This window comes from Nocardioides caldifontis (assembly GCF_008087345.1).
In the GTDB taxonomy this organism is placed as follows: Bacteria; Actinomycetota; Actinomycetes; order Propionibacteriales; family Nocardioidaceae; genus Marmoricola_A; species Marmoricola_A caldifontis.
Window position 1 is genome coordinate 107,726 of record NZ_VHIB01000014.1, and the last position, 21,895, is coordinate 129,620.

General features: G+C 71.1%; 19 protein-coding genes. 8 read left to right on the forward strand and 11 right to left on the reverse strand.

What is annotated here, in order from left to right; genetic code table 11:
• Positions 1 to 10 precede the first annotated feature (10 nt).
• Entirely contained in the window at positions 11 to 1,360 is a 1,350-nt protein-coding gene (locus FIP57_RS20285) for a DJ-1/PfpI family protein (protein WP_162529894.1), read from the reverse strand.
• Between the two features lie 178 nt (positions 1,361 to 1,538).
• Between FIP57_RS20285 and FIP57_RS23405 the strand changes: the two genes are divergently transcribed.
• Entirely contained in the window at positions 1,539 to 1,679 is a 141-nt protein-coding gene (locus tag FIP57_RS23405) for a hypothetical protein (protein WP_162529895.1), read from the forward strand.
• A gap of 26 nt (positions 1,680 to 1,705) precedes the next feature.
• On the opposite strand, the gene FIP57_RS23410 is transcribed toward FIP57_RS23405, so the two are convergent.
• Together FIP57_RS23410 and FIP57_RS20290 are read right to left on the reverse strand one after the other, a co-directional pair.
• Positions 1,706 to 1,870, reverse strand: a complete 165-nt coding sequence (locus FIP57_RS23410; RefSeq protein WP_162529896.1) for a hypothetical protein — start codon at positions 1,868 to 1,870, stop codon at positions 1,706 to 1,708.
• A 201-nt stretch (positions 1,871 to 2,071) separates the two neighbouring features.
• Positions 2,072 to 2,839: an HD domain-containing protein gene (locus FIP57_RS20290; RefSeq protein ID WP_148575376.1), complete on the reverse strand. Its 768-nt coding sequence runs from the start codon at positions 2,837 to 2,839 to the stop codon at positions 2,072 to 2,074.
• 238 nt (positions 2,840 to 3,077) lie between these two features.
• Here FIP57_RS20290 and FIP57_RS20295 point away from each other — a divergent pair, with 238 nt between their 5' ends.
• From FIP57_RS20295 to FIP57_RS20310, 4 genes are all read left to right on the forward strand, one after another.
• A complete protein-coding gene (locus FIP57_RS20295) occupies positions 3,078 to 4,859 on the forward strand; it encodes a multicopper oxidase family protein (RefSeq protein WP_148575377.1) in 1,782 nt (593 codons plus the stop codon).
• 106 nt (positions 4,860 to 4,965) lie between these two features.
• Positions 4,966 to 5,265 carry a heavy-metal-associated domain-containing protein gene (locus tag FIP57_RS20300; protein WP_162529897.1) on the forward strand — a complete coding sequence of 100 codons (300 nt, stop codon included), beginning with the start codon at positions 4,966 to 4,968 and terminating at the stop codon, positions 5,263 to 5,265.
• Between the two features lie 149 nt (positions 5,266 to 5,414).
• On the forward strand, positions 5,415 to 6,587 hold the full coding sequence (locus FIP57_RS20305; protein ID WP_238993631.1) for a flavin-containing monooxygenase: 1,173 nt from the start codon (positions 5,415 to 5,417) through the stop codon (positions 6,585 to 6,587).
• A 106-nt stretch (positions 6,588 to 6,693) separates the two neighbouring features.
• Complete coding sequence (locus FIP57_RS20310) at positions 6,694 to 7,875, forward strand: SDR family NAD(P)-dependent oxidoreductase (protein ID WP_148575380.1); 1,182 nt, start codon at positions 6,694 to 6,696, stop codon at positions 7,873 to 7,875.
• A gap of 46 nt (positions 7,876 to 7,921) precedes the next feature.
• On the opposite strand, the gene FIP57_RS20315 is transcribed toward FIP57_RS20310, so the two are convergent.
• The 6 genes from FIP57_RS20315 to FIP57_RS20340 all read right to left on the reverse strand — a co-directional run bounded on the left by FIP57_RS20315 (position 7,922) and on the right by FIP57_RS20340 (position 14,707).
• The gene (locus tag FIP57_RS20315) at positions 7,922 to 8,407 is read right to left on the reverse strand and encodes a WD40/YVTN/BNR-like repeat-containing protein (RefSeq protein WP_148575381.1); all 486 of its coding nucleotides are present in this window, start codon (positions 8,405 to 8,407) and stop codon (positions 7,922 to 7,924) included.
• Between the two features lie 551 nt (positions 8,408 to 8,958).
• Positions 8,959 to 9,573, reverse strand: a complete 615-nt coding sequence (locus FIP57_RS20320) for a DUF305 domain-containing protein (RefSeq protein WP_148575382.1) — start codon at positions 9,571 to 9,573, stop codon at positions 8,959 to 8,961.
• Positions 9,574 to 9,617: 44 nt separating this feature from the next.
• Positions 9,618 to 12,113, reverse strand: coding sequence for a heavy metal translocating P-type ATPase (locus tag FIP57_RS20325; RefSeq protein WP_148575383.1), 2,496 nt, complete (start codon positions 12,111 to 12,113; stop codon positions 9,618 to 9,620).
• Positions 12,114 to 12,275: 162 nt separating this feature from the next.
• Positions 12,276 to 12,470 carry a heavy-metal-associated domain-containing protein gene (locus FIP57_RS24185; protein WP_275266186.1) on the reverse strand — a complete coding sequence of 65 codons (195 nt, stop codon included), beginning with the start codon at positions 12,468 to 12,470 and terminating at the stop codon, positions 12,276 to 12,278.
• A gap of 282 nt (positions 12,471 to 12,752) precedes the next feature.
• Complete coding sequence (locus FIP57_RS20335) at positions 12,753 to 13,946, reverse strand: sensor histidine kinase (protein WP_238993632.1); 1,194 nt, start codon at positions 13,944 to 13,946, stop codon at positions 12,753 to 12,755.
• A 65-nt stretch (positions 13,947 to 14,011) separates the two neighbouring features.
• Entirely contained in the window at positions 14,012 to 14,707 is a 696-nt protein-coding gene (locus FIP57_RS20340) for a response regulator transcription factor (RefSeq protein WP_148575385.1), read from the reverse strand.
• 648 nt (positions 14,708 to 15,355) lie between these two features.
• Between FIP57_RS20340 and FIP57_RS20345 the strand changes: the two genes are divergently transcribed.
• Positions 15,356 to 16,030: a M23 family metallopeptidase gene (locus FIP57_RS20345; RefSeq protein WP_148575386.1), complete on the forward strand. Its 675-nt coding sequence runs from the start codon at positions 15,356 to 15,358 to the stop codon at positions 16,028 to 16,030.
• A gap of 84 nt (positions 16,031 to 16,114) precedes the next feature.
• Here the strand turns inward: FIP57_RS20345 and FIP57_RS20350 are convergent, their stop codons facing one another.
• Positions 16,115 to 16,522, reverse strand: a complete 408-nt coding sequence (locus FIP57_RS20350) for a four-helix bundle copper-binding protein (protein ID WP_148575387.1) — start codon at positions 16,520 to 16,522, stop codon at positions 16,115 to 16,117.
• 133 nt (positions 16,523 to 16,655) lie between these two features.
• Between FIP57_RS20350 and FIP57_RS20355 the strand changes: the two genes are divergently transcribed.
• Together FIP57_RS20355 and FIP57_RS20360 are read left to right on the forward strand one after the other, a co-directional pair.
• Positions 16,656 to 17,363, forward strand: coding sequence for a DUF3159 domain-containing protein (locus tag FIP57_RS20355; RefSeq protein ID WP_148575388.1), 708 nt, complete (start codon positions 16,656 to 16,658; stop codon positions 17,361 to 17,363).
• A 63-nt stretch (positions 17,364 to 17,426) separates the two neighbouring features.
• Positions 17,427 to 18,860 (forward strand): MFS transporter, encoded by a 1,434-nt coding sequence (locus FIP57_RS20360; RefSeq protein WP_148575389.1) that lies wholly within the window; start codon positions 17,427 to 17,429, stop codon positions 18,858 to 18,860.
• Positions 18,861 to 18,940: 80 nt separating this feature from the next.
• Here FIP57_RS20360 and FIP57_RS20365 read toward each other — a convergent pair whose 3' ends face one another.
• The gene (locus FIP57_RS20365) at positions 18,941 to 21,742 is read right to left on the reverse strand and encodes a helix-turn-helix transcriptional regulator (protein ID WP_148575390.1); all 2,802 of its coding nucleotides are present in this window, start codon (positions 21,740 to 21,742) and stop codon (positions 18,941 to 18,943) included.
• Positions 21,743 to 21,895: the final 153 nt, after the last annotated feature.

The window sequence follows — 21,895 nt, forward strand, 5'->3', positions numbered from 1 at the left end:
GGTGGGCGCCTCATCGGCGGCTTCGCCGGGCGGCGGCCGCGGGCAGCACCGCAACGGCGATGCTGGCGGTGGCGCTGAGGGCCAGCAGGGTGGTTGGCCGCCACGGCCAGCCGGTCCCGGCCAGCTCGAGCTGCTCGGTGGGGTACTCGATGGACTTGGCGGTGACCCGCGCGGTGGTCTGGTCGCTGTGACCGGCCAGATCAGCCAGCATCGCGTCGTAGCTGAACTGGCCCGCCGCCTGCCCACCGTTGGGGAGCTCGACGTTGAGGCCACGCTCGGCGGCCCACTCCAGCAGCCGCGAGTCGACCTCCTCGATGGAGGCGACGCCAGGCACCACCAGCCGGTCGATCCGGGGGGCGCCGGCGTCGGCGGGGGCCGCGACCACGCGCAGCCCATGACGTGTGGAAACGGTGGCGGTGGCGGCGATCGGGACCGTGCGGGCGACAAACGAGGCGGAGTAAACCTCGAAGGGGGCAGCGACCGTCAGCTCGCCGACCCCCTCGACCAGGCCGACACCGACCGTTGGTCGCAACCACGGAAAGACCACCGCCAGCACAAGCGCCAGATCCCGCGGCGCCCAGCGCTGCGCGGGGATGCCGGTGGGGCCGTGCAGCGACCAGCCCGGGTAGCCGAGCTCCTGGCCGACCCGTTGGGCCTCGTCGGACCCGGCCATCTGCTCGACCAGCCGCAGGGCGCCGAATACCCCCGAGGTCACTCCGGCGGTGGTGGTGAGGGTGCCGTCATGGACATAGCGCTGGCCGCGGACCCAATCCACCTGAGGACGACGCCGCTGCAGGCCGCTGATGGCCGACCAGTGCGCGGTCGCCCGGCGACCATCAAGTAGGCCCGCGGCTGCCAGCAGTCGGCCGCCGTTGCACACTCCCAGCAAGTGGGCTCCCTGGTCGACCCGGCGGCTGAGCCATTCGCGCAGGGCTGCTTCCCCGTTGCCGTTGGGGGCGGTCACGGCCGGGACCACGACCACATCGGGTTCGGGCGCGACGCCCGCGTCGACGTCGTCCAGCGAGTAGTCGGGGACCGCGGCCAGCCCACCCGATAGCATCGCGGTCGGTTGGCTGGCCGAGACCGCGTAGACGAAGAACCGGGCTGAGCGGGCGAAGACCTCGTAGGGCCCGAGCGCATCGGTGATGACCGACCCGCTCGCCCCCAGCACCACCGCGACCGCCAGCCGACCCTCCGGAACTGGCCTGGCCGGCGGCCAGCCCTCGGCCGGGGCCAGGGTGGGTGGACGCGGGAACGCCGTCCGCATCGAGGTGAACATCCCGGCGGCGGCCGTCCCCGCCACCATCACGCCTGACAGCCCCACGCCGCGCACGCCCCGGGCGAAGCGGCGCAGAGTCACGGGACTCCGGGGGGCGTCGGAACTTCGATTGGTCATAGCGCCGCCCTTCAGGTCGACAGCCCCCACCTCACTCCGCCCATCATCACGCCTGCTGGAGAGGTTGGAAAGCGGGTGGGCGGAGCGCTCCAGGTCTTGTCTCCCCCGGCTTTGGTGGCTGACAGCCGCGACCGTGTGCGCAGTGGGGCTGGCGTTCATCGCCGCGGTCTACGTCGGGTTCAGCGTGGCCGGCGTCCGCCCGCGCGTGATCGTCGTTGGGGTGGCGGCGTCTTCGCCGTGGTCGCTGCTGCAGGGGTCACCGACCCGGCGTGGATCCCAGTGAGAGCGAGACGTGGACTGTTCGTCGGTTCAGCGGCTGCGCAGGGACACCAGGCCGGCCGTGTAGTCGACGCGGGCGGCGTAGGCGGCATCGCGGCGCCGTGACCCGTATCGGCTGAGGGTGCCCCGGGCCGCCGCTGGGATCTGGCGGGTGCGGCTGGTGCGGAACGGACGGGTGTGGGCCTGCGTCGACATGGTGACCTCCATCAAGGGCGGGACCGGCGGAGCCGGCGGGTGCAACGAGCGTCACGGCGCCCGCTGGCCGTCGGCTGTCCGTCCGCTGTCCACCGGCCTGACTGCGGCCCCGCCCAACCGCCCAGGCCGTTCTGCCCCCGATGACCCATCTGAGCCCCTCGCGACACCCGCGGACGTGCGCCCGGGTGGCGTTGTGGAGAGCTACTCGGTGAACGGAGCGAACCGGATCGCGGCCGCGAAGGCCCCCCAACGGTGCAGCAGTTGGGCGCGGCCCTCCGGAACCCGGGCGGCCTCCTGGCGGAACGCGTCGGTGAATGCGGACTTGAAGCCGGCGCGGGGGTGCTCGCGCACCGTTTCCGTGATGGTGGCCGACGGCAGCTCCCACGACCGCAGCCCGGCGACATCGAGACCCGCACCGGACGCGAGGAGGTAGGCCACCGGGCCGACGTCGCGGGTGACGCCGGGGGTGTAGTGCATGGTGATGGCGGTCTGCACAGTCTCGGTTGCCGCGCTCGACAAGCCGACCTGCTCGGCGACCTCGCCCGCGACACGCAGCGAGGTCAAGGTGAAGTCGGCCCGCTCCGGTGGGTCCACCAAGCCGACGTCGTGCAGCAGCGCGCTAGCGAACAGCAGCTCAGCATCGACGTCGACGCCTTCCAGCTCCCCGAGCGCACGTCCAAAGACGTAGGTGCGGTAGCTGTGGTTGAGCAGAACCACCGGAAGGACCTCGCGGGCACGCTGCTCCGCAGCGCGGGTGAGCACCGTGGTCGGCGGCGCGAGACGCGCCGGAGGCAGGTGAGCGTGACGGCCGGAATGCAGGCCCACGGCCAGCCGGAATCGTCCCGCTGCGTTGGTGAGGTGAGTGCGGGCCAGCGGCAGCATCAGCCCTCGGCGTTCAGCAGGAGTGAGCCGGCCGCTGCTCCGCTGCACCCAAGCGGCGGACCCGATCGTGACGTCGTCATCCTTCATCTGCGTCTCCTGCCGGAAGTCGGCCGGCTGCGGGCGGCGACCGTCCGGCACGTCTGCCGGTACCACCGAGTCTGACGTCGCACGCCCGAGGAAGACGCAGGCCGAAGGGCCCCCTGCCCGGCGAAACCCGGCTTCGCGTTCGTTGTGCCCTCACCTTTCGCGTGAGGCGCCGTTGGGCCCTTGTGCAGCGTGCGTGAGGCGGTCTGTGCTGGGTGTCTCTCGTCTGTGGAGGTACGCCATGGCATCGACCAACGACGTGTTCAGCAGCGACTTGGCCGGCCTGCCCGAGGCCGGCGCGACGGAGCTGGTGCGGCTGCAACCGGGTGACCGTTTCGCGCTGACGGTGGAACCGGTGGCCAAGCAGGTCGCAGGTAACAGGCTGCGGATGCTGGCGTACAACCGATCCGTGCCCGGGCCCACCCTCTGCGTCCAGGAGGGAGCCGAGGTGCTGGTCGACATCACCAATCGTGGCGACCTGGAGACCACCGTGCACTGGCACGGGCTGCGCCTGGACAACCGGTACGACGGCACCGACCTGACCCAGCACCCCGTCGAGGTCGGCGACTCCTACCAGGCCCGGATCACCTTCCCCGACCCTGGCGTGTACTGGTACCACCCCCACATCCGCACCGACTACGGCCTGGAGATGGGGCTGTACGGCGGGGTGATCGTCGACCCGCCCGACCCCGACTACTGGCCCGCCTGCCACCGCGACCTGCTGCTCACCTTGGACGACCTGTTGGTCGAGGACGGCGCGGTGGCTCCGTTCGACCGCAACGAACCAACTCATGCGGCGATGGGCCGGTTCGGCAACGTCATGCTGATCAACGGCCATGACCAGCTGACGCTGACCGCTGCCCCCGGTGAAGTGGTGCGGTTCTACCTGGTGAACACTGCAAACACCCGCGTGTTCAAGGTCGCCGTGCCCGGAGCGCGGATGAAGCTCGTCGGTGGCGACAGCGGACGCGTCGAGCAAGAGGAACTCGTCGACGACGTCGTGCTCGGGCCCTCGGAACGGGCCGTGGTCGACGTACTGTTTGCGGACGCCGGGGCGCTGACGCTGGAGCACCGGACTCCGGACCGGACCTTCCCGCTCGCGACCATCACAGTGACCGGCGATCCCGCCCGGCCCGCACTTGAGGGAGAGTTCGGGCAGCTGCGGACCAACGAGGAGATGGTCGCGCTACGCGCCCATGTTGAGCCCTACCTCGCCGCTCCCCCGGACAAGACGCTGGTGCTCACCGCGGTCATGGACTTCGCTCCACCCGAGGGCACCGATGTGGTGCTGTACGGCTGCCCGATGCACCCTGAGGTGGTCAGCCAGACGCCCGGGCACTGTCCCAAGTGCGCGATGAAGCTGCTCCCGCTCCAGTTGATCAACCAGGTCACCGGCGACTCCCATAGCGACGGGCCCACCGACAGCCACGACCATCACGCGGACGGCTCGCACGGCGAGATGCACGGCGAAGCACACGGCGACCCGCATGCCGGTGCACATGGCCACCAGCACGGGGACCACCAGGGGGATGGCTCGGGGGATGGCCCGGGCGACGGCGATGGGCACGTCCACGGTGACGCCCAGCGGAACGGCCACGGTCACAGCCACGGGGCCGCGGACGGGATCGAGTGGGAAGACGACATGGTCGAGGTCAACCGCATCACCACTCAGGCGAACATGCAGTGGAAGATCATCGACACGGCCACGGACGCGGTGAACCACGACATCAACTGGACGCTCCGAGTCGGGGACCAGGTCAAGATTCGGCTGGTGAACGAGATGGGTGGCGACCACCCGATGCACCACCCGTTCCACATCCACGCCGCCGGCCGCTTCCTAATCCTCAGCCGGGACGGGGTGATCGAGTCGAACCTGGTGTGGAAGGACACCGTGCTCCTCAGGACGGGGGAGACCGTCGACATCCTGCTCGACGTCACCAGCCCCGGGCACTGGATGGCTCACTGTCACATCGCCGAGCACCACGAGAACGGGATGATGTTCAACTTCGAGGTCACCGCCTGACCCCAACGCCGCCGTCCCCATGCCGGTCTACCGGCGAGCGGACAGCGAGTGGACAGCGGCTCGTCGCAGGCTGCGGGTATCAGCCCGAGCCGCGAAGGAGGCCGCCATGACGGTCCTGGAATTGTTCGTACCCGACATGGGCTGTCGCCGCTGCGTTCGCGAGGTGACGGCCAGGCTGCGTGATGTCCCCGGCGTGCAGACCGTGACGGTGGACGCGGCCCGGTCCCACGTCACGCTCACCGGCACGATGACCGCAGCCGACGCCCTGGCCGCCCTCCCCGGCGCCGGCGGCCACTTGACCAGACTCGATGCCGGGGACGGCGTCGACGGAGCCGCTGCAGCCAGCGCAGCCGCCCGAAGCCGAGCACGGCCCGGCGAGACCGACGCCGAGCAGGCCTACGGATGACCGACCTGCCTAGCACCGGCGCGCCCGGTCCGCCGCGACCCACCACCACAGCTCAGTCCCTCGGTGAACACACCCAGCTTCCGCGCAACCTGATCAAGCCGGCCCCGCCCCACGTCCCAACGCCGCCCCAACTCACACGGAGCCCCACCTTGTACGCCACCCGCCACGCCACGTCCGACACCGAATCCGACGCACCGAGCGACTACGGCCGGACGGCCGACGCCGGCGACAACACGCTCGACGTCATCGTCATCGGAGCCGGGCAGGCCGGGCTGGCGCTTGCCTGGCACCTGGCCCACCAGGGTCGCCGGTTCCTGGTCCTGGACGCCGCCCCGGAGCTCGGCCACACCTGGCGCAACCGGTGGGACTCCCTTCGACTGTTCTCCCCGGCGCAGTACGACTCCCTGCCCGGCATGGCGTTCCCCGCCGCCGCCGACACCTACCCGACCAAGGACCATGTCGCGGACTACCTCGCCGCGTACGCTGCCCGCTTCGAGCTGCCCGTGCTCCTCGGCACCGCCGTCACCCGGCTCGAGCAGCAGCAAGGCCGGTTCGCCGTGCACACCACCCAGGGCGTGCTGCACGCCCGGCAGGTCGTGGTCGCAACCGGGCCGTTCCAGCGCCCGGTCGTGCCGACGATGGCCGGTGAGCTGGCCTCCGGGGTGGTGCAGCTGCACAGCGCCGAGTATCGCAACCCCAACCAGATCCCCCGCGGGCCCGTGGTCGTGGTCGGCGCCGGCAACAGCGGCCTGCAGATCGCCGCTGAGCTCGCCGGCGACCACGAGGTCACCCTGGCCGTCGGCTCCACAGCCCTCGCCTTGCCGCAACGGCTCCTCGGCCGGGACCTGTTCTGGTGGCTGACCAAGCTGAAGCTGCTCGCCAAGACCGCCGACTCCCGGTTGGCGAAGCGGATGCAGGCCGGCGGCGACCTGGTCATCGGGTCCTCCCTCAAGGCGGTGCGCCGCCGGGGCGTCTCGATCCGACCCCGGGTCACCGGCACCACGCGGGACGGCATGCTTTTCGCCGACGGCCATCGCGAGGCGCCGACCACGGTGATCTGGGCGACCGGGTTCCGGTCCGACTACTCCTGGATCCAGGTCCCCGGTTTGCTCGCTGACGGGCAGGTGGTGCACCAGCGCGGTGTCACCGGGGTTCCTGGTCTGTACTTCCTCGGCCTGACGTGGCAGCACACCCGCGGTTCCGCGCTGCTCGGCTTCGTCGAGCACGACGCGGCATGGCTCGCCGCGTTCATGCACCCGAACGCCAGCCGGTCGAGCCACGACACGCCGGCCCAGGCACTCGACCGACTGGCGTTGCGGTGACCTGGCCCGGCCGACGGGGACGTGAGGCAGCTAAACCCAGAGTGCGTGTCCAGGCGCCCCGGCCCCGCACCTTCCCGGCCGGCTCTCGGCGGATCAGGATGAGGCCATGACCGTCGCCGTCGTCACCGGGGCCGCCAGCGGCATCGGCCACGCCCTCGCCTCGCAGCTCGCCCGCGAGGGCCACCTCGTCCACCTCGCCGACGTCACGCCGACTGCCGAGCTCGCCGCCCAGCTTGGCGGTGTGCCGCACCAGGTCGACGTGGCCGACTCACAGGACATGCAACGGCTCGCCGACAACGCAGCCGACGCCGCGATCGTTTGCCTGAACGCCGGCATCGTCGGACCCACCACCGGCGCTCCCTGGGAAGCCGTCCCCGCCGAATGGGACCGGGTCTTGCGCGTGAACCTCGGCGGCGTGGTGAACGGGCTCCGCGCTTTCGTGCCCGGGCTGCTGCAGTACGGTCACCCCGCGCACCTGGTCATCACCGCCTCCCTCGCCGGTCTCCTCACCTTCCCCGGCGGCGGTGCGTACGCCGCAAGCAAGCACGCGGTCCTCGCCGTCGCCGAGCAGGCCGCACTGGCGCTGGCCGACACGAACGTCACCGTGACCGTGCTCTGCCCGGCGCTGGTGCGCACCCGCATGTCGGAGATCGGCGACGACCCCGCCGAGGTGGCCGCCGACGCGCTCGCCGCCGCCCGCGCAGGCCAGTTCCTGGTGACTCCGAGCGGATGGGAAGAGGCCATCCAGCGGCGCACCGACCTCCTGACCACGGGAGGTACGCCGCAGATGCCGAGGCCCACGGCCGAACCAGACGTGACCTCCGCGTACGACGTGCCACCCACGCCCGGTGTCCGGCAGATGCGCCTGGTCGTCGAGGCGGCTGAGTACGACGAGGCGCTCCGGTTCTACAGGGACGTACTCGGCGCACCGGTGGAACTGCAGATCCACGGCGATCAGGGCGAGAAGGTCACCATCCTCGACGCCGGACGGGCCACCCTCGAGCTGTCCAACCCCGAACAGGTCGCGATGATCGACCGGTTCGAGGTCGGCCGTCGGGTGGCGCCGCACCTGAGGGTGGCGTTCGAGGTTGACGACGTCGACGAAGCAAGTGCACGTGCGAAGGCCGCCGGAGCCACGATGATCGCCGAACCCACTCTCACGCCCTGGCAGTCGCGTAACGCACGGCTCACAGCCCCAGCCGGTCTCCAGCTCACCCTGTTCGAGGAGCCCGCCGCGGAACCCGACGGTCCCAAGGGCGCGAACACCACGGAAACCCCGCCCGGATGACCGCGACCGCAGCATGTGTGGGGACCGCCTGGCTGCTTGATGCGCGTTAGGTGAGGAGGGGGTCCCACTTGCGGCCGTCGTCTTCTGAGCGGTAGATGCCACGGTCGGTCGCGACGAGCCACGCCCCCTCATCGACGTCGATCGCGTGCGGGGCCCCGGGCACGTTCGAGGTGCGGTCCCAGCTGCCGCCGCCGTCGGTGCTGGAGTACACCACCCCACCCGGGTCGACACCGACGAGGAGGTCGGCGGCCGGCCAGTCGATCAGGGCCAGGGGCGGTGCCCCGTCGACCGACTGGGCCGACGCACCGAAGGCGTCCAGCACGGTGAGCGTGCCAGTGCTGTTGGTGGCGAGCAGGCGGTGAGGGTCACGGGGGTCGGCGGCGAGGTCAAGAACGTCGTGACGGCCAAGGGACTCCCAGCTGCGGCCCCGGTCGGTGGAGGTCAGCAGCCGGCTGCTGGTCGCGTCGTACCCGTACAGCCGCCCTTCGGTGGCCTCGAGGGAGTGGAAGTCAGCCCTGCCGGTCAGCGACACCGGTCTCCAGGTCTCAGCGGCGTCGGTGGACTCGATCAGCCCCAGGTGGGTGGGTAGGTCTTCGCGCAGGTCCGGGTGGCCGGAGGCGAGGAAGTGGCCGGGTCGACGACGGTGAATGCCATCGTGTCCTGCCAGCGGTCCGCGACCCGGTGCGGCTCACCGTCCTCAGCAAGCGAAAGACACCGAAGTGGGAGGCGACGTACACGGTGCCGTCGGCGGGGTCGGTCCCGATGCCGTGCACGTGCCCCAACAGCCCACCCATGCCGGCACCTTCCCCGGCATCGGGGTGGGCACCGGTTGCCGTGCCGCCCGATGAGGGGCCACAGCCTGCCATACCCAGCGCGACGGTGGCCGCCACCGCAGCCGCTGCCCAGCGTCGGGCAACGCGCCGCCCGGAGGAGCGGTGCGGAGGCCTCAGGATTGGGGGGCGGGTGATCATGCGGACGAGGTGCTCCTGTCGGCGGGCGTGGTGGCTAGCGAGGGGCGTCGAAGGCGTGACCGGTGGCCGGTCGCGCCACGCATGGTGCGCTGCCGGCCACCCGGGTCCGGAGTCAGGACTGCTCGAGTAGCTGCTCCATCTGCTCGATCTCGTCGTTCTGGGTCGCGATGATGTCTTTCGCCATCGCGATCGCGTCCGGGTTCTCGCCTTCGGCAACCTCGGACTCCGCCATTTCGACCGCGCCGCGGTGGTGCTCCACCATCATCTCGAGGAACGTGCGGTCGAACTCCGCCCCGGAAGCGTCCTTGAGCATGGTCATGTCCTCCTCGGTCATCATGCCGCTCATGTCGGAGCCGGAGTCGCCGTGCCCCATGTCGCCGTGGTCCATCTCACCGGAGGGCGCCTCCTCGCCCCACGCCTCGAGCCAGGTCGTTAGCTGCTCGATCTCGGGTGCTTGGGCGGCCTCGATGTCGGCGGCGAGCTGCTTCACCCGATCGCTCTCGGCGCGATCTGCCGCGAGCCTCGACATTTCGACAGCCTGCGCATGATGCGGCAGCATCCCCTGGGCGAAGGTGACGTCGGCGTCGTTGAACTCCGCGGCCGCGCTCGGGCTGTCCGAGCTATCGGAGCTCGTGTCGGCGCTGCTGCCGGAGCTGTCGTCTCCGCACGCGGTGAGCGCGAGTAGGGCTGCGGTGAGCAGCGCGATCGGGGTGAGCGACTTGCGCATCGGGTGGACTCCTCGGGCAGGGTTGGGTGCGGTTGCTTGGCTGGTCAGGCGGTGGGTTGGAGCGGCCGCGGTGCTGGCTGCGTTTCGGTAGTGGGAGGTGATTCGGGGAGGCGGAGCCGTTTGAGGTGCAGGGCGTTCATCGCGACGATGAAGCTCGACCCCGACATCGCAAGCGCCGCGATCTCGGGCCGCAGTGTGAGCCCGAACGCGGGCTCGAACACGCCGGCCGCGATCGGCAGCGCGGCGGCGTTGTACAGGATGGCCCACCACAGGGACTGCACTTCCTTGGCGCGTGTGCCGCGGCCGATGGTGAGTGCGGTCGGCACATCGAGTGGGTCCGAGCGCATCAGCACCACATCAGCGGTCTCAATCGCGACGTCGGTACCGGCACCGATCGCGATCCCGACATCGGCGGTCGCCAACGCCGGAGCGTCGTTGATGCCGTCGCCCACATGGGCGACCCTGCGGCCCTCGCCCTGGAGGCGGCGGATGTGGTGGGCCTTGTCCTCAGGCAGCACTTCGGCGATCACGGTGTCGATCCCGAGCCGGTCCGCGATGCGTCGCGCGGTCGCCTCGTTGTCGCCGGTCAGCATCACGACCCGCGCTCCGGCCTCGTGCAGGGCAGCGACGGCGGCGGCGGAGGTGGGGCGGACGGCGTCAGCGATGCCGAGCACCGCGACCGCGCGACCGTCCACCGCAACAAGCACCGCGGTCCTCCCGCCGGCCGCGAGCTGCTCGCGCCGCTGGGTGAGCGCACCGAGGTCGACACCCTCGGCGTCCATCAGGCGACGGTTCCCGATCGCGACCCGGTGCCCGTCGACCTCAGCGATCGCGCCGTGGCCGGGGACGTTGCGGAACCCGACCGCGCGCAGGACCTCCACGCCCTCCTCGTCGGCGGCGCGGGCGACTGCTTGGGCCAGCGGATGCTCGGACTCGCGTTCCACTGCGGCCGCCAACGCCAGCACGCGCTGGATCGCCAGCGCGTCCGGGGTCTTGGCGGTAACAACGTCGGTGACCTCGGGCTCACCCTTGGTCAGGGTGCCGGTCTTGTCCATCACGACGACCTCGATGCGCGCGGCGTCCTCGAGTGCGGTGGCGTTCTTGAACAAGATGCCGCGCTTGGCCCCGAGCCCGGAGCCGACCATGATCGCGGTCGGGGTCGCCAACCCGAGGGCGTCGGGGCAGGTGATCACCACGACCGTGATCGCGAACAGCAGCGCGGTCGGGACCGATGCGCCGGCCAGCAGCCACACCGCGAACGTCGCGGCGCCACCGATCAAAGCGACGAACACCAGCCAGAACGCAGCCTTGTCGGCGAGCTTCTGGCCGGGAGCCTTGGAGTTCTGCGCCTGCTGCACCAGCGCCACGATCTGCGCCAACGCGGTCTCGGAACCGACCTTGGAGGCCCGCACACGCAGGGTGCCGGTGGTGTTCACCGTGGCCCCGATCACCGCGTCCCCGGGTGCCTTGGGCACCGGCAGCGACTCGCCGGTGACCATCGACTCATCCACCTCGGACTCGCCGTCCTCGACGATGCCGTCCACCGCGATCTTCGCGCCGGGGCGGACCAGCAGTAGGTCGCCGACCGTGACGTCGGAGGTGGGAACCTCGAACGGTTCGCCGTCGCGGAGCACTAGCGCCTTCGGTGGGGCGAGGTCGAGCAGGGTGCGGATCGCGTCGTTCGCGCCGCCGCGGGCCCGCATCTCGAACCAGTGGCCCAGCAGCACGAACGCGGTCAGCATCGTGGCGGCCTCGTAGAACACCTCACCGCCACCGGTCAGCGTGATCCCGACCGAGTACAGCCAGCCGGCCGCGATCGCGACAGCGACCAGCACCATCATGTCCAGCGTCTTCGCACGCAACGCCCTCCAGGCGCCGTCGAAGAAGATCCAGCCGGAGTAGAACACCACCGGCAACGACAGGAGGAGAGCGAAAACGTCGTCACGCAGCCCGAACGGGGTCGCGACGGTGAACCCGAACATATCGCGCCCCATCGGGGAGAACAACATGATCGGTAGCGACAGCAACGCGGCGACCACGAACCGGTTCCGCATGTCGGCGACCATCTCGGCCATCGACATCGAACCGTGCCCGCCGTGCCCCATGGCGTCGTGCGGCGACATCGCCGGCCCCACATCGTGGACAGCCCCGTGACCCTCATCGTGCGCCATGTCGTGAGCCGTGTCGTGCCTGGCGGCGATCGGGTCGGCCATCGGGTCGCAGAGGTGGTTGGGGACCGAGGCGCCGTTGCAGTGGTACCCGCAGTCACGAACCCAGTCGGCCAGCTTCGCGACGGTGGTGGTGGCTGGGTCGTACGTCACCGTCGCGGTCTGCGCGACCGGGTTTGCCGCGACAGCGAGCACGCCGGGGCGGCGGGACAGGACGGCCTCGGCGACGTTCGTGCTGGTCGCCCAGTGCAGACCACCGACCTCGAGCACCGCGGTCGCTGACTGCCCTTTCTGGCCGCCGGTCTGCTGGCCGGTCTGCTGGCCGACCAGGTGCTCGCGCTTCTGCTCGTGCTGGGGGTGGTGTTGATTCATGGTGCTGCCCTCCTCACGATGGCGCGGTGTGGGCGGTGTGCAGGCGGTGGATGAGGCGATCGGTGGCGGCAGTCGCGGAGTTGATCTGGTGGTCTGTGGGTGGGGGAGGGACGCCCGTCGGGGGTGTCGGACGCCCCTCCGCTCAGGGGTGCCAGCCCGAAGTCAGGCCAGCTGGTAGTCGCCGGCCTCCTCGAGCGCGGTCGCGACGAGATCATCACTCAACGCCTCGGTGCCGGTGACCTTGACCGTCGAGGTGCCGTCGGCAACCAGGTCGACGCTGACGTCGACCACTCCGGGGAGCTGCTTCAGCTCCTCGGTGACGGCGCCGGCGCAGTGGCCGCACGTCATCCCGGTCACCTGAAACGCCTGAACGTGTTGGCTGGCCTGCTCGGTCACGTCGTTCTCCCTATCCAAGTCGAGTTCAAGGTTGAGGGTTCGGACCGTTCGGCGAGGAGCGGAGTTCGGCATGCGTGACGGGCTGCCCATACCCGGCTGCGTGGCCCTCACCGCTCTGCCCTTCCGTGTCCGCCGGAACCTGTCCTACGCCTTCACCGTACCCCCCTGGGGTATGAGGACCATGACGCGGGCGATGTCTTCATGGAACCTTCATGAACATGGTCCTGCTGGGATGTTGGGGGATCAGCCGCGCGTCGAGGGAGTCGTGGAGGCTGGCAGCCGCATTGTGAACGTCGCACCGTGACCGGGGCCGTCGCTGGCCACCGTGATGATGCCGTCGTGGGCCTCGACGAGCGCTCGGGTGATCGCGAGCCCGATGCCGGCGCCGCCGTGGCCGCGGTCGCGGGCGGTGTCGACCCGGTAGAACCGGTCGAACAGGTGCGGCAGGTGTTCGGCCGCGATCCCGTCGCCGGTGTCGGTCACCGAGTACTGCACCCAGGTGGTGTCGCCGGCGTGCATGGGCTGGCAGGTCACGGTCACGGTGCCGCCCGGGGGAGTGTGCGCGAGCGCGTTGTCGAGCAGGTTGGTCAGTACCTGCGCCAGCCGGTCGGCGTCGCCGACGACAGCGGCTGCGGTCAGGTCGGTGCGGAGTTCGACGCCCTTGCCGGCGTACCTGCTCTCGAGGGCAGTGGCGGCCGACCGGGTGACGTCGGCGGCGTCGAGGCGCCGGAACTGTAGCTCGAGGTTGCCTTCCTCGGCGCGAGAGACCGCAGAGACGTCCTCGGCGAGCCTGCGCAGCCGTCCGGTGCTGGCTCGCAGCACCGCCAACGTGTCGGCGTCGAGTTCGCGGACACCGTCCTCGATCGCCTCCAGATGCGCCTCGACGGTGGCTAGTGGGGTGCGCATCTCGTGCGCGAGGTCGGCCAGCATCCGCCGTCGTGTCGTCTCCACCGTCTCCAGCCGGCTGGCGAGCGTGTTGTAGCTGCCGGCCAGGGTCTCGAACTCCGCGCCGATGCCGGGCGCAGGAACCCGGGTGTCGAACCGGCCGGCGGCGATCTCAGCGGCCGCGTCGGTCACGGTGCCGATGGAGCGCTGGACCCGGCGGCTGAAGTACCACGACACCGCCAGGGCCGCGGCGACCGAGGCCAGCAGCGCCACCGCGACCGAGATCAGCAGCGCGGACCCGAACGCCTCCTCGATATGCGCCACCTCGGTCGGGGTGTGGAAGTCGCCGGCCTCCGCCAGATGGTCATGGAACAGTCCCGGGCCGACCACGGAGGCCACCACCCAGGTGGTGACGGCGCCGGCACCGAGCACCAGGGCCTGAGCGACCATCAGCCGGACCGCGAACCCAGCCGGTCTGCGCACCGCCGGCGACGGCGACGACGCTGCGCCGCGCAGGCTGCCGCGGGACGCACCGGATGGGCTGTCGGACACGGTGCCGTGCTGGGTGCTGTGAGGGGTGCTGTGAGGGGTGCTGTGCGGGGAGCCGCTGGAGGTGGTCATGAGCCGGTGCCCATCCGGTATCCGACGCCCCGTACGGTGCGGATGAATCGGGGCTGGTTCGCGTCGTCGCCGAGCTTGCGGCGTAAGTGCCCGATGTGCACGTCGACCAGGTGCTCGTCGCCCACCCAGGTGGGCCCCCAGACTGTCTCGATGAGCTGGCTGCGGCTGAACGCCATCTGAGGCCGAGTCGACAGGGTGGCGAGCAGGTCGAACTCGGTGCGAGTCAACGCGACCGGCTCACCGTCGCACCACACGTCGCGGCCGACAGGGTCGATGGTCAGCGCTCCGAAGGTGCGGTGCTGCTCGGACCCGTCCGCGTCCTCCGAAGCCGGGCGAGGGGTCGTGCGGGGGCGGCGCAGCATCGCCTGGATGCGGGCGACGAGCTCTCGGGGGCTGAACGGCTTGGTGATGTAGTCGTCGGCGCCTACCGAGAGCCCGATGAGGGTGTCGACCTCCTCGCTGCGGGCGGTGAGCATCACCACGTAGCAGTCGCTGAAGGCCCGCAGCTGCCGGCACACCTCGACCCCGTCGAGCCCGGGGAGCCCCAGGTCAAGCACCACCACGTCCGGGTCCACCTCGCGAGCAGTGCCGACCGCTCGGGCGCCGTCGTGGCTCAGGGTCACCTCGAACCCAGCCCGTTCCAGATAGCTGCCGACGAGCGTGGCCAGCGGCACCTCGTCTTCCACGACCATGGCGCGCCGCAGTGGCACACCAGTAGGGCGGCCCGCACCGGTGGCTGTGGCGGCGTTCGCGGGACGGGTCTGTGCCATGACCTACATCGTCGCAGCCGCGGCCCGTTCCGCTGGCGGCTGACCGGTGGGACGCTGAAAATCTTGAGCGGATCTTCATACGATCTCCACGCTGCAGCCCAGGTGCATGGCCGACGTTGGGGCGCACCGCGTCGGGCAGAACGAAGGGGAGGCCGCTAGTGGGCGGCTGGCACGACCATGGCCCCGGCTGGAGTGGCTGGCTGCTGATGACGATGACGATGTTCGCGTTCTGGGGCCTGGTGTTCCTCGGTGTGGTGGCGCTGTTCCGCACCGGCACCGGGCACGGCGGCCTAGTGCGGGGTGGGCATCTGTCTCGGACTCGGGCTAGGGTCCGGGATTTGGTGGGGGACTCGTCAAGATCCATGAACCGTCGACGAACCGTGGACGGAGAACCAGAGGAGAGGGCCGCACCGCGTGCCGAAGCACCGCACCGAGGACACCCATGAGCCCCGCCCACGCACCGGAACTCGACCGGACCGGCCCCGGCCGCGCCACCGCAAACCGGCCCGAGCGCTAGGAAGGTTCGTCCCGCTGGTCGCGGCCGGCGTCGTGCTTGCCAGTGGCGGCGCGTTGGCCGCCGAGCTCGGCGACTCGGCGACCAGCGACCCGGCCCACGCGTTGGGCGCCGCGTCCGGCGGCAACGTCCTGACCGCTGCCGAGCTCGACGCTGCCCGGCAAGAGCAGCTCTCCCGTGGCGGCGGCCGACGGGTCCTCGAGGTGGAGCAGCGCGACGCTCGCATGGTGGCCCGACTCGAGGCGCGCGCCGAGCGGCTGCAGGCCCGGCGGGAACGGGAGCGGAAGCGGCGGGCCGCGGAACGGGAGCGGCGCCAGGCACTCGCCGAGGCCCGCGCCTGGCGGCCCCCGCTGACCGGATACGACATCACCGCCACCTTCGGGCAGTCCAGCTCACTGTGGTCCACGGTGCACACCGGGGTGGATCTCGCCGCACCATCGGGGATGCCGGTCACCTCGACCGCGCCAGGCACCGTCACCTTCGCCGGGTACGACGGCGCCTACGGGTACAAGGTCGTCGTCGAACACGAGAACGGCACCGCGACCTGGTACGCGCACCTCGCCTCGCTCAGCGTCAACGTCGGCGAGGTCGTCAGCCACCACACCGTCGTCGGCCCGGTCGGCTCCACCGGGAACGTCACCGGCCCACACCTGCACCTCGAGGTCCGACCCACCGGCGGTGAACCGGTCGACCCCGTGGCGGCGCTCGCCGGGCAAGGCGTGCACCTGTAGCCGACTAACCCCTTCGCCCGGGGGGGCCGTCGGGGCGCCACGGCATCGAGCGCGGCGCAGAACCAGGGGCTCGAACGGCGGCGTTTAGCCGATCTGCTCGAGCAGCCGGTTGCACGCCTGCTCGCAGCGCCGGCAGGCCTCGGCGCAGATCCGGCAGTGCTCGTGCATCTCCGCGTGCCCCGCGCACTCGTCGCCGCACGCCTTGCATGCCTGCGCGCACGCGGTGAGCATCGCCCGGGTCAGGTTCGCGTCGTAGGCGGTGTGCCGCGACAGCACCCGCCCTGAGGTGCCGCAGATGTCGGCGCAGTCCAGGTCGGTGCGGATGCACTTGCGGAGCTCGGCGACCATCTCCTCGCTCAGGCATGCGTCGGCGCACGCGGTGCACGCCTGCGCGCACTGGAAGCACGCCGCGATGCACTCGGCGAGTGCGTCCTTGTCGAGGTCGATCTGTCCGGCATGCGCCTCCAGCATGGCGCCGATGTGGTGAGTCATGCTCCTCCCATACCCCTGCTCGGCCACGCGGAGACAGACGGACACCGACCGGACTCCGGGCAGATATGGGGGTGGGTGACGCCGGCAAGCGGGTGGACAGCAGTCGGACAGCGGGCCGCCGCAATCTCACCGCATGTCCCAGATCACCTCACCCGCAGCCACGGCCGCTGACAGGTCTCTCGAGATCCCGTCCTTCTTCGGCCCCAACCTCCATCCCGCGGTCGCCCGCCTGGTCGGTGGCCGACGCGGCATGGTCGACGGCGCCCTCCCGCCGGCGCTGTTCGTCGCGACCTCCGCCCTGGCTGGCACCGTCGTGTCCCGTCCGACCGCGATCGGTACCGCCGTCGCGGTCGCTGCCGGCACCGCTGTCGGCCTGGGCATCTGGCGCCTGCTGCAACGGCAACCGCTCAAGCAGGTCGTGCGTGGCTTCGTCGGGCTCACCGTGGCGGTGGTCTTCGTCCTGCTGTCTGGGGAGGCGCGGGCGTTCTTCCTGCCCGGCCTTTGGGTGGATGCCGCCTACGCGGCGCTCTTCGCCGCCTCGGTTGCCGTAGGTCGACCGCTCGCCGGCGTGGTGTACGCGGCGCTGTTCCAGACCGGTCCCGCTTGGAGGCTGGACCGGCGGCTGCGCCGGGTCTTCGCTGCGGCGTCCCTGGGCTGGTCGGCGGTCTACGCCGTGCGGGCCGGCACCCAGTGGGTGCTGTACCGCGAGGACGCCCCGGTGCTGATGGCGATCGCCAAGGTCTCCCTCGGCTGGCCGCTCACCGTCGTCGCCGTCGCCGCCACCCTCGCCGTTGTCCGCAGAGCCGTCCGCACGCGCCCAACGGACGCCGCTGCGTCCTGACCCGCAGCCCCTCAGCACCAGCTTCTCAACCACGAATCACCAACGACCACAAAGGAGAGAACGATGAAACGACTACCTCTGGCCATCTGGGCGATGGTCGTCGGAGCCTTCGCGATGGGCGCCGACGAGTTCATCGTCGCCGGCGTCGTCCGCGAGATCGCCGATGCCCTCGACATCTCGATCGGCGCCGTCGGCCACCTCGAGAGCGTCTACGCGCTCGGCGTGGCGATCGGCGCCCCCGTCTTCACCGCGATCGGCCTGCGGTTGGGCCGCCGCTCGATGCTGTTCACCACGGTGCTGGTGTTCCTTGCCGGCAACGTCCTGTCCGCGCTCGCGCCGACGTATGAGTGGGTGATGGCCGGCCGGATCGTGTCGGCCACCGCGCACGGCGCTTTCCTCGGCATCGCGGCCGTGCTCGCCGCCGAGCTCGTCGAGCCGGCCCGCAAAGGCCGGGCGATCGCGGTGGTGTTCTCCGGACTCACCGCCAGCACCGTGCTGGGGGCACCGATCGGCTCCGCGGTCGGGCAGGCACTCGGCTGGCGCTACACCTTCTGGACGCTGGTGGTGCTCGGCGGAGTGGCCCTGCTGGGCCTGGTCGCCACCCTGCCCAGGGACCGGCGGGCCGCTCACGGCCACGGAGAAGCCCACGACCACGGCCATGGCCACGAGCACATCCAGCAGCCCACTGAAGCGCACGCCCACGGGCACGAACACGGGCACGGCGCTGAGCACGACCACGCCCAGGGCGAGCACGGCCACGGACACGAGGCGGACACCGAAGGGCTCGACGCGCATGCGCTGGCCCACCTCGGCGGCGCCGGCCACGGCCCCACGATGCGCGAACAGGTGCAGGCGCTCCGGCGGCCTACGGTCTGGGGAGCGCTGCTGGTCACCCTCCTCGGCTACGGCGGAGTGTTCACCAGCTACGTCTACATCGGACCGCAGATCACCGACGAAGCCGGACTCGACCCGCAGTGGATCACCCCGCTGCTGCTGCTGTTCGGTGTCGGGCTCTTCATCGGCAACCACCTGGGTGGGCGCTACGCCGACCGGAACCTGCCGGCCACGATGGTCGGGAGCCTGACCGCGCTCGCGGCGACGTTGTTCCTGATGACCTTCGCGATGCAGTCCGCGGTCACCGCCGTTCCCGGGATGCTGCTGTTCGGCACGGCCGCGTTCGCGGTCGTGGCCCCGCTCCAGCTGCGGGTCATGCAAGCAGCTGGGCACGCACCGGACGTGGCGAGCGCTGCCAACATCTCGGCGTTCACCCTCGGCAGCGCGATCGGCATCTACCTCGGCGGCGCCGCCATCGACGGCGGCCTCGGCCTACTGTCGGTGAACTGGATCGGCGGCCTGATGACCACCACCGGCCTGGCCCTGGCGGCGCTGAGCCTGCGAGGGCAGCAGAACACCGCGGACCCCACCCATGAGGTAGACCACGCAGGACCGCACGCGCACGATCACGACCACGACACCCCGGCGGTGCACGTTCACTGACCTGAACCCGCCAACAGGGATCGACCGGGACGGGTGGCCCGCACCGACAGGTGCGGGCCACCCGCGCGTGCGTTGCACGCTCAGCTGGCCGGGGCCGCCTGCGGCTCGGCTGGACCCCCCACCTCCGGCTCGCCGAGACCGAGGTGCGCAAGCTCGCCGCGGGAGGTGACGCCGGTCTTGCTGAACACGTTGCGTAAGTGGAACGCGACCGTCCGCGGCGAGATCCAGCACACCTCGGCGACCTCCTTGTTGCTCATGCCCTGACTGACGAGCTGGGCGATCCGGAGCTCGGTAGGGGTCAGCTGAACCAGTGTCGAGGGGTCACGTTTGCGGGCGGTCTCGCCCGAGGCGCGGAGCTCGGTGGCTGCCCGCTCCGCCAGCGGTTCCGCGGCGAGGTCGCGGAAGGTGTCGAACGACCTCTTCAGATGTTGCCGGGCCTCGATGCGTCGACCGGCGCGGCGTAAGCGTTCGCCGAAGGCCAGCTGCGCGCACGCGGTGTCGTACGGGCGCTGAGCGGCCTCATGGTGCCGCAGGGACGCCTCGAACAGAGCAACAGCCTCGGGTGTATCCGCAAGCAGCGCCCGCCCGTAGCAGGCGACCGCCTGGGCCCACGGCAACCTGCTCGCGGTGGCGAACCGCTCCATCTCCTCGGTCCAGACCTGCGCTTGAGCTGGATCGGAGGCCTGCACCGCGGCGAGGATCCGTGGCGCCGCCGCAAGCCGGGTCACCACCCCGTCATGCATCTTGGTGAAGTGGTGCAGCGCCTCGGCGTGGTCACCGGCGTGCGACGCGCGGGTCGCCTGAGCCCAGCGCAGCACGTCGGCGACGAAGCCGTCCATCACCCCGAGGTGGCGCCCGGTCAGCAGGCCGGTGCTCTCAGTGAGGAGCTCGTCGTAGTCGTCGCGGCCCTGCAACGCGGCCAACATCGTCAACCACGCCAAGGGGGTCCCGGTCTGCGCGGGCTGACCAATGCTGCGGGCCAGGGACACTGCCTCGTCCGCCGAGCGGCGCACCGACGCCCAGTCGCCGCCGGCGTACTGGCTGAAACACAACCGGTGCAGCGCGTACAGCACCTCCATCACCGCACCGTCGGTGCGTGCCGCTGCCAGCATCGCGGCGAAGTACGACCGGTGGGCCGCGTCGTCGCCCAGGTGCAGCGCCATGTTCCCGAGGTTCGCCCACACGTCGCGGTCCTCGGCCGCCATCCCGTCACCCAACGCGGTGCGCAGCACCGCGATCGCGCCGCCCCAGTCGTGCTCTGCTTCCTTGCGCGTAGCCTCCAGCAGCAGCTTGAGGCAGCGGACACGTGGTGGGTCGTCCGGCGTGGGCTGGGTGCTCAGTGTGCCGGGAGGCAACGCCAGACCGCTGTCGATGCCATGGCTGTGCAGAACTCCGGCGTACGCCGCCATCTCGAGTGCCTGGACGGGGCTCTCCGCAGCGACGTCGCGGGCGGCGATGATGAAGAACCGGTGCGCGTCCATCGCGGAACCGGCGGCCACCTCGATGCGGCCGCGGAGCCGGTCGATCGCGGCACGCAGCGGCCGGTCGTCGGCGATCGGTCGAGCAGTCTTGAGCAGCGCGTCGGTGCGTTCGATCCGGCCCGTGGCGTAGGCGTTGCGGGCCGCGGCGAACAGCCGTTGCGCCCGTGCGTCGTCGCGAATGCTGAGGTGGGCCGCACGCTCGTAGGCAGCAGCCGCTGCCGCACTGCCACCGCGACTCTCGGCACGTGCCCCGAGCGCGGCGAGCTGCGCCGCCACGGCCTCATCCGGACCGTCGGCTGCTGCCGCGCGGTGCCACGTACCACGGTCCGTGTCGTCACCGGGACCGGTCCCGTTGACCGTGGCGTCGACCCGGGCGAGGGCGTCGGCAAGGGCAACGTGGGCGGCACGGCGTTCGGACGCCGTGGCGGACTGGTACAGCGCTGAGCGGACCAAGGGGTGCCGCACGTGGACCAGGTCGCCGTCGACCAGCAGCAGCCCGGAGGTTTCGACCTCAGCGAAGGCAACGTCGGCGACACCGAGTGCGCGGCCGGCGCGCATCAGCTCAGCTAGGCGAAGTGAGTCGTCGATGGCCGCCAGCAGCATCAGCGTCTGCGCCTCCGGGCTCAGTCGACGACACCGGTCGAGGAAGGTCCGTTCCATCCGGGCCGAGAGCGGAAGGCCCTGTGGCAGCACCTCGGTCCCGGTGAGCTGACCAGGCGCGAGCTGGGCCGGAGCCTCGACCACCGCGAGCGGATTCCCGCCGGTCCGGGCCGTCAGCTCGGTCAGCACGTGGTCGGCGATGGGAGTCCCGGTGCGCTCCTCGACCAGGGACCGCACCGCCGTCGGTGACAGCGCCGCGAGCGGCAGCTCGGGGATGTCGGAAAGGCCCGGCACCGGGTGCGTCTCGTCGTCGCGGGCCGCGAACACCATCGTCACCGGTTCGGCCAGCAGCCGCCGGGCAACGAACAGCAGCGCGTCACGGGAAGCGGCGTCGAGCCACTGCAGGTCGTCGACCAGGCACAGCACCGGCTGCGCCTCGGCGAGCTCGGCGAGCAAGGTCAGCGTCCCGAGCGCGACCAGGAACGGGTCGATCCGGTCACCCTCCTCTTCGCCGAACGCCACCCGCAGCGCCCGCCGCTGCGGGGCCGGCACCGCCTCGAGACCGTTCAGCGCCGGCCGCACGAGCCGATGCAGCCCCGCGAACGCCAAGGCAGACTCCGCCTCCAACCCCGCGGTCCGCAACACCCGGACATCAGCCGCCTGGGCCGCGGCGTCATCCAGCAGCGCGGACTTGCCCATCCCGGGTTCACCGTGCACCAGCACGATCCCGGCTCGGCCCTCGCTAGCGGCGGCCAGCAGCGAGGCCAGGTACGCCCGCTCCGCGTCACGACCATGCAGCACCACCCCACCGTAGGGCTCCGCCGCCCGCCGCCGCACGATCCCAGGACCAGCGTCCCGCCGGGGTGGGGTCGATGCCGACGGCCAGCGCAACTGCTCAGCGCGGGTGCCCCTGCGCCACCGCTGCCGACGCCACCACAGGGCGCCGCGCGCGAT